The organism is Acidiferrimicrobium sp. IK (assembly GCF_025499425.1).
Lineage (GTDB): Bacteria > Actinomycetota > Acidimicrobiia > Acidimicrobiales > Palsa-688 > Acidiferrimicrobium.
The window spans coordinates 20,725-27,883 of the sequence record NZ_JAIMCB010000028.1; the positions used below are offsets into that span (position 1 = coordinate 20,725).

Genomic DNA, 7,159 nt, shown 5'->3' on the forward strand with positions numbered 1-7,159 from the left:
CCCGTGTACCCAGCAGTCCACGCCCGCACAACCCCCGACAAGCCAGCCCTCATCATGGGTGGCAGCGGCGAGGTGGTCACCTACGCAGAGCTCGATGAGCGCTCGACGCGCCTGGCGCGTCTGTGGCAGGCCGAGGGGCTCAGGCGCGGCGATCACGTGGCGGTATTCATGGAGAACCACCCTCGCTACTTCGAGGTGGTGTGGGCGGCGCTGCGATCAGGTCTCTACCTGACTTCGGTGAACTCCTACCTGACGGCAGAGGAGGTCAGCTACATCCTGCACGACTCAGGGTGCAAGTCACTGGTCACGTCCCCGGCCAAGGCCGCCGTGGCGGCCGCCGCGCTCGCCGACGCTCCCGGTGTGGCCGTAGCCCTGGCGGTCGACGGTGGGGCCGGCGGGCTCGCCTCCTACGAGGCGGCGCTCGAGGCGAGCGACCCCGCCCCCCTCACCGACGAGCCGGCGGGCGACCTCATGCTGTACAGCTCGGGCACCACGGGACGACCGAAGGGGATCCAACGGCCGCTGCGCGACGCCCAGATCAGCGATGGCCAGCTCATCGCCGGGCTTCTGGAGGGGGTCTTCGGGTTCGGTCCCGACAGCACATACCTCTCGCCGGCACCGATCTACCACTCTGCGCCCCTCGGCTTCACGATCGGCGTCCAGGCCCTGGGTGGCACCGTCGTCATGATGGAGCGGTTCGACCCAGCCGTGGCCCTGGACCTCATGGGCTCCCATGGCGTCACGCATTCGCAGTGGGTGCCGACGATGTTCAGCCGGATGCTCAAGCTCCCCGACGAGGTCCGGGAGAAGGCCGACCTGAGCAGTATCGAGGTCGCCATCCACGCAGCGGCGCCGTGCCCGGTGGAGCTGAAGCAGCAGATGATGGCCTGGTGGGGCCCGAAGCTGTGGGAGTACTACGCCGGCACCGAGCTGAACGGCTTCTGCGTAGTGGGCCCGGAGGACTGGATTGCCCACCCCGGCACGGTGGGGCGCCCCCTTATAGGGGAGATCCACATCCTCGACGACGAAGGTCGTGAGCTGCCTGCCGGCGAGGCCGGGACCATCTTCTTCGGTGGCGGGCCGCCGTACGAGTACCACAACGACCCGGCGAAGACCCGGGACTCCCAGGACCCCGGCGGGCACGGGTGGACCACGCTCGGCGACGTCGGCTACCTCGATGACGACGGTTGGCTGTACCTGACCGACCGGAAGGCCTTCATGATCATCTCAGGCGGGGTCAACATCTACCCCCAGGAGACCGAGAACGTCCTGATCATGCATCCGAAAGTGGCGGACGTCGCAGTCATCGGCGTTCCTGACGCCGACATGGGCGAAGCGGTCAAAGTCGTCGTCCAGTTGGTCGATCCTGCGGAAGCTGGCTCGACGACGGCGAAAGAACTCATCGAATACTGCCGGGCGAGACTGGCCCATTACAAGAGCCCGTCCACCGTCGACTTCGTCGAGGAGCTTCCCCGCCTGCCGACAGGCAAGCTGTACAAGCGGGCTCTACGCGACCAGTACTGGAAGTGAGGGCCCGAGCGTCCTGGCGGGAGGTGGAGGACCCCGGATGCCCCGCCGGCCGAGGGGCGGCGCGCGGTGGGGACCTGTCGACGCTATACACGGACTGAGTGGACAAGGACTGAGCAGGATGGACTTTGAGCTCCCCGGGGACGACGACCCCCGCCGGCGATCCGTGCGGGCATGGTTGAGAGAGCACCCCGACCCGAGCGGCCGGGACCTCGCAGAGGCCGGGTATGTTGCCCCCCACTGGCCACGCCCGTGGGGCCTGGACGCCGACCCGATCCACCAACTCGTCATCGACGCCGAGTTGAAGCGCGCCGGGGCCCGCCGTCCGATGAACCCCATCGGGATCGGCTGGGCCGGCCCCACCATCCTCCATGCCGGCACGCACGACCAGAAGCACAAGCACCTGATGCCGTTGCTCTCCGGTGAGGAGATCTGGTGCCAGCTCTTCTCGGAGCCGCAGGCGGGATCCGATCTGGCGAACCTGGGCACCCGCGCCGTCCGTGACGGGGACGAGTACGTGGTCAACGGCCAGAAGATCTGGACCTCGCTGGCGCAGTTCGCGAAGTTCGGCATCCTCATCGCCCGCACCGACGCCGAGCAGCCCAAGCACCAGGGGATCTCGTACTTCATATGCCCCATGGACACACCGGGCATAGAGATCCGCCCGATCATAGAGATGACCGGGAGCCACACCTTCAACGAGGTGTACTTCACCGACGTGCGGATCCCCGCGGCCAACAGGGTCGGTGACGAGAACGCGGGATGGGGGCTCGCCAAGGTGACGTTGGGCAACGAGCGCGTCTCGCTGTCGTCGGGCGGGGCGCTGTGGGGCAACGGGCCGGGGGCCGAGGACCTCCTGCAGCTGGTGAGGGACCGGGGAGGGGTAGCAGACCCGGTCATGCGCCAGCGCCTGGCGGCCCTCCACATCGAGTCCGAGCTGCTGCGCCTGATCCGCCTCCGCACTGTGACCGCGGCGATCAAGGGCGAGCCGCCGGGCCCGGAGGCCTCGATCCGCAAGGTGATGGCCGACGAGCACGGGCAGCACATCATGGGCTTGGCCGAGGATCTGGCCGGGCCGGCCGGGATGCTCAAGGAGGCCGGTCCGCTCGGCGGCGAGCCGGGCCTGTGGTCGTTCGGCTTCCTGTTCGCGCCGGCGCTGACCGTCGGTGGCGGTACGGGGGTGGTCCAGCGCAACATCATCGCCGAACGGGTGCTCGGCCTGCCCCACGACGTGGACGTCGAGCACCGGCTCACCTGGGCCGAGGCCCGGCGAAGACGTGCCGTCTAGCCCGCGACGGCAGTGTGTAGGAGGGGCCAGCTGCCTCCCCCATGCACGTAGTGGAAGACAACGAAGGAGACCTCGCCTGATGAGAGACCTGATGAGAGACACTGCCTGATGCCCGGATGGAACTTCGCGGAGATGTGGGAGACGGCAGCCGATGCGCTGCCCGAGGCACAGGCCCTGGTGCACGCAGGCCAACGGCTGACGTGGCGGGAGTTCGACGAGCGAGCCGACGGCGTGGCCGGGTGGCTTCTCGGGCTCGGGGCCGGGGAGCAGGACAAGGTCGCCCAGTACCTCTACAACTGCCCGGAGTACCTCGAGTCGATGTTCGGCTGCTACAAGGCCGCCCTCGTCCCGGTGAACACCAACTACCGGTATGCGGACGACGAGCTGCTGTACCTCTGGGACAACGCCGACGCCATCGCCGTGGTCTTCCATGGCTCCTTCGCCGAGCGCATCGAGGGCATCAAGGACCGCCTGCCGGGGATCAAGGGCTGGCTCTGGGTGGACGACGGCTCCGGCTCCTGCCCCGGCTGGGCCGACAGCTACGAGGATGTGGCGTCGGCCAATCCAGGCCGGCAAAGGCCGGCCTGGGGCCGCGACGGCGACAACATCTACATGCTGTACACCGGCGGCACCACCGGCATGCCCAAGGGGGTGATGTGGCGCCAGGACGACCTCATCATGATGCTTGCCAGCCAACTGGACGGCAGCATCACCGAGGACGTCGACTACGTGGCCCTCAGGGCGTCGCGAACCGCTCCCGGGCCGGTGGCGCTCCCGGCGTGCCCGTTGATGCACGGGACCGGAGCCCTGATAGCGATGAGCATCCTCACGCAGGGCGGATCCGTGGTCACCCTCGCCAAGCGCAACTACGACCCCGTCGAGCTCCTCGACACGATCGACCGCGAGAAGGTCAACGTGGTGGCCATCGTCGGCGACGCGTTCGCCAAGCCGATGCTGCGGGCCCTCGACGCCGACCCGGGCCACTGGGACATCAGCAGCCTCCTCGCGATGACGTCGTCGGGCGTCATGTGGAGCGAGGAGACCAAGCAGGGCCTCCTCCGCCACCACCCCGGGATGCTGCTGGTCGATGCGTTCTCTTCCTCCGAGGCGCTCGGCATGGGCACGTCGGTGTCGGGTGGAGGCAACGCGGCCAAGACAGCACGCTTCCAGCTCGGCGAGAACGCCGTGGTGGTGACCGACGACGGGCGGCTCGTCGAGCCCGGCTCGGGCGAGACGGGGATGGTCGGGGTGGGGGGGCGGATCCCGCTCGGCTACTACAAGGACGAGGAGAAGAGCGCCAAGACCTTCCGGGTCGTGGACGGCAGGCGCTACTCGATCCCGGGTGACTACGCCACCGTCGAGGCCGACGGGACGATCAAGCTGCTCGGAAGGGGCTCGGTGTGCATCAACACCGGCGGGGAGAAGGTCTACCCCGAGGAGATCGAGGAAGTCCTCAAGGTGCAGCCAGGCGTGCGCGACGCGGTCGTGCTCGGCGTCCCCGACGAGAAGTGGGGCGAAGCCATCACGGCGCTGGTCGAGCTCGCGCCCGGGACATCGCTCAGCGAGCAGGAGGTCATAGGTGCAGTCAAGCGGCACCTGGCCGCCTACAAGGCGCCCAAGCACGTGCTGTTCGTAGACACGGTCGGCCGAGCGCCCAACGGGAAGGTCGACTATGCCCGGTGCAAGAGCGCCGCGATCGAGCGGACCGCGGGGAGCACCAACCGCTGATGCCCGCATCCCACACACCTACGGAGGACAGATGCCCAGACCGTCGATAGCGGACCGCTACGACCAGGCCATCGCCGACTCGTTCCTGGCGTCGGCCGGTCAAGGTGCCGGTGGACTTCCCGGGTACCTGGGGATCGAGCTGGTACGGTTCGAGCCCGGTCGGCTGTGGTGCCGCGCGACCATACGCGACGAGTTGCTGACCCCGTTCGGCAACGCCCACGGCGGTGTCGTGGCCGGGATCGTCGACCACATCACAGGTGTCGTCGTCTACCCGCTGTTGAAGCCGGGCCAGTGGGCGGCCACGACGGAGATCAAGCTCAACTACATCGCACCGGTGAAAGCCGGGCTGCTCGAAACCGAGTCGAGCGTGGTGGCGCTCACCAACCGCAGCGCCGTCGTGCGAGGCGAGGTCTACGGCGCGGACCACAACCTGGTGTGTGCCGCTCAGGGCACCCTCACCATCGTCGACCCCCGGCCGGGCTGACCGGAGCCGGCCGGGGGAGTCCCCGGCCGGTCGGTACGGCGCGGTACGGGCGGATGCCAGCCGGTCAAGCTGATATCAAGAAGCCCTCGTAGTCCTTGCCGGCGATCTCGTCGCAGCGGCGACGGTAGTCCTGGACGCCGCCGGCGTAGGGCATGAACACCCGCTTCTTCCCCGGGATGTTGGCTCCCAGGTACCATGAGTCGGCCTTCGAGAAGAGCGTCATGTCAGCGGTGGCGATGACATGGTCCACCCACGCCTCTTCGGCTTCGGGCAGCGCCTCGATCGTCGCGTTGACCCCACGGTCGCGCACCCGCGAGATGCACGCACCGATTCACTCCACGTGCTGCTCTATGGATACGGGCATGTTGCTCAGGACCGACGGGCTCCCCGGGCCGGTGATGGTGAACAGGTTGGGAAACCCGGCGACCTGCAACCCGAGGTACGACCGGGGCCCGTCAGCCCACTTCTCGCTGAGGGGCACCCCACTCCGCCCCGTGATGCCCATCCTGAGCAGCGAGCCGGTCATCGCATCGAACCCCGTGGCGAACACGATGATGTCCAAGGCGTGCAGGCCGGCGGTGGTGCGGATCCCATCCGCCTCTATCCGCTCGATCGGGGGGGCACGCAGGTCGACGAGAGTGACGTTGTTGAGCGCATGACTGGTTGAGCATCAGGAGCCTGGTTTTGGCGGGGTTCTTCGTGCATGGTGTGGGGAGGGTGGGGCAGGATTGGCGGTCCTTTCCACGCGAAGGACCCCGCCCCTGTCGAGTTGGCACTGGTCGAGGGCGGGGTCCAGAGGCGGTGTTCGCCTGTGGCCATCGTATGGCCCTGCTTGCTCGATGTCGATGCGTATGCCGCGGCTGGCGTGTCGGTCGCGGTTCCCCGGCCGGCGTGCCCGGGCTGCGACGGGCCGATGCAGCGCTGGGGCGGCTACTGGCGTTTTGTGCGTGTTGGGGTGGCAGTCCGGGTGTGGTTCGCCCGTGTGCGTTGTCGGGGCTGCGCGACGAGCCATGCGCTGATCCCGGCGTTTGTCGCCTTCGGCGATCGACGTCGGAGGCAAGGAGGGTCGGTGATGGTCACGTTCGTGGTGTCGGGTCCGCTGGCGCCGTTCGCTGAGGGGTTCATTGAACGCCTCGGTGTGCTCGGCTACAAGGAGGCGCCGGCTGCGGCGCAGGTGGGCCTGTTCGCCCATCTCAGCTGCTGGATGGAGTCCGAGGGGGTCCCAGCAGAGGCGTTGACGACTGGAGAGGTCGCAGCGTTCTTGGCCGAGAGACGCCGGCTGGGCCATGTGCGGCTCGTGGCCGCAGTGAGCATCCCCCGGAACCGTGGAGGCATGGACTATGAGGAGTGACCATGCCAGAAGCACGAAGGAAGTTCGATGCGGAGTTCCGTGAGGGAGCGGTCCGTATCGTCAGGGAGACGGGGAAACCCATCGCCCAGGTGGCACGCGATCTTGGGGTGAACGCGGGCACGCTGGGCAACTGGGTGGACAAGGACAAGATCGAGCGCGGCGAGACCGAGGGCCTGTCGGGCGACGACCGGGCCGAGCTGGTCCGGTTGCGGTCGGAGAACGCTGAGCTGCGGATGGAGCGTGATGTCCTCAAGCGATCCGTGGTCCTTTGGGTGAAGGAGGCGACGAAGTGAGCCTGGCCGGCTTCATCGCTGACCAGAGGACCTTCCATCGGGTGCCGCACGCGGTGTCCTGTCGGGCGTTGGATGTGAGCGAGAGCTGGTTCTACAAGTGGCGGGACCGGCCGCCCACCGAGCGCGACGGGCGTCGGGCGCTGCTGGATGCGGCGGCCGCGGCGGCGTTCCGGACGTCGGGCGGCACGTACGGGTCGCCGCGCATTTATGACGATCTGGTTGAGGAGGGTTGGAAGGTGAGCGTGAACACCATCGCGGAGTCCATGGTCCGGCAAGGACTGGTGGCTCGGGCGAAGAAACGCCGGAAGAACTTGACTCGTCCGGATAAGCAGAAGCGTCCTTTCCCGGATCTGGTGAGACGTGACGTAACTGGATAGCGGGGTCCACCACCTGCGGGGTTCGGGTGAGGTAGTCATGTGGCGGGCGGAGCCGAGAGATCGGTTCTTGGTCGATGGCGCCTACAGACAACAGCGTGCTGGCGAGGTTGG

Annotated in this window: 9 protein-coding genes; 7 read left to right on the forward strand and 2 right to left on the reverse strand. The window is 67.8% G+C overall.

The features are described from left to right. Positions 1-3: 3 nt before the first annotated feature. From K6U06_RS24110 to K6U06_RS24125, 4 genes are all read left to right on the forward strand, one after another. The gene (locus K6U06_RS24110; RefSeq protein ID WP_262324542.1) at positions 4-1,530 is read left to right on the forward strand and encodes an AMP-binding protein; all 1,527 of its coding nucleotides are present in this window, start codon (positions 4-6) and stop codon (positions 1,528-1,530) included. A gap of 118 nt (positions 1,531-1,648) precedes the next feature. Further along, the gene (locus K6U06_RS24115) at positions 1,649-2,815 is read left to right on the forward strand and encodes an acyl-CoA dehydrogenase family protein (protein ID WP_262324543.1); all 1,167 of its coding nucleotides are present in this window, start codon (positions 1,649-1,651) and stop codon (positions 2,813-2,815) included. 108 nt (positions 2,816-2,923) lie between these two features. Further along, positions 2,924-4,543, forward strand: a complete 1,620-nt coding sequence (locus K6U06_RS24120; RefSeq protein WP_262324544.1) for an acyl-CoA synthetase — start codon at positions 2,924-2,926, stop codon at positions 4,541-4,543. A 31-nt stretch (positions 4,544-4,574) separates the two neighbouring features. Continuing rightward, a complete protein-coding gene (locus K6U06_RS24125; protein WP_262324545.1) occupies positions 4,575-5,027 on the forward strand; it encodes a PaaI family thioesterase in 453 nt (150 codons plus the stop codon). Positions 5,028-5,091: 64 nt separating this feature from the next. Here the strand turns inward: K6U06_RS24125 and K6U06_RS24130 are convergent, their stop codons facing one another. Continuing rightward, on the reverse strand, positions 5,092-5,337 hold the full coding sequence (locus K6U06_RS24130; RefSeq protein WP_262324546.1) for a hypothetical protein: 246 nt from the start codon (positions 5,335-5,337) through the stop codon (positions 5,092-5,094). A 21-nt stretch (positions 5,338-5,358) separates the two neighbouring features. Further along, positions 5,359-5,577, reverse strand: coding sequence for a hypothetical protein (locus K6U06_RS24135; protein ID WP_262324547.1), 219 nt, complete (start codon positions 5,575-5,577; stop codon positions 5,359-5,361). A 519-nt stretch (positions 5,578-6,096) separates the two neighbouring features. Between K6U06_RS24135 and K6U06_RS24140 the strand changes: the two genes are divergently transcribed. Genes K6U06_RS24140 through K6U06_RS24150 form a run of 3 tightly spaced genes read left to right on the forward strand, consistent with a single transcriptional unit; the run spans position 6,097 to position 7,048 of the window. After that, positions 6,097-6,378: a hypothetical protein gene (locus K6U06_RS24140; protein ID WP_262324548.1), complete on the forward strand. Its 282-nt coding sequence runs from the start codon at positions 6,097-6,099 to the stop codon at positions 6,376-6,378. Positions 6,379-6,380: 2 nt separating this feature from the next. Continuing rightward, positions 6,381-6,671, forward strand: coding sequence for a transposase (locus tag K6U06_RS24145; protein WP_262324549.1), 291 nt, complete (start codon positions 6,381-6,383; stop codon positions 6,669-6,671). Beyond that, complete coding sequence (locus tag K6U06_RS24150) at positions 6,668-7,048, forward strand: IS3 family transposase (RefSeq protein ID WP_262324550.1); 381 nt, start codon at positions 6,668-6,670, stop codon at positions 7,046-7,048. Before K6U06_RS24145 ends, K6U06_RS24150 begins: the two co-directional genes overlap by 4 nt. The last annotated feature ends 111 nt before the right edge of the window (positions 7,049-7,159 follow it).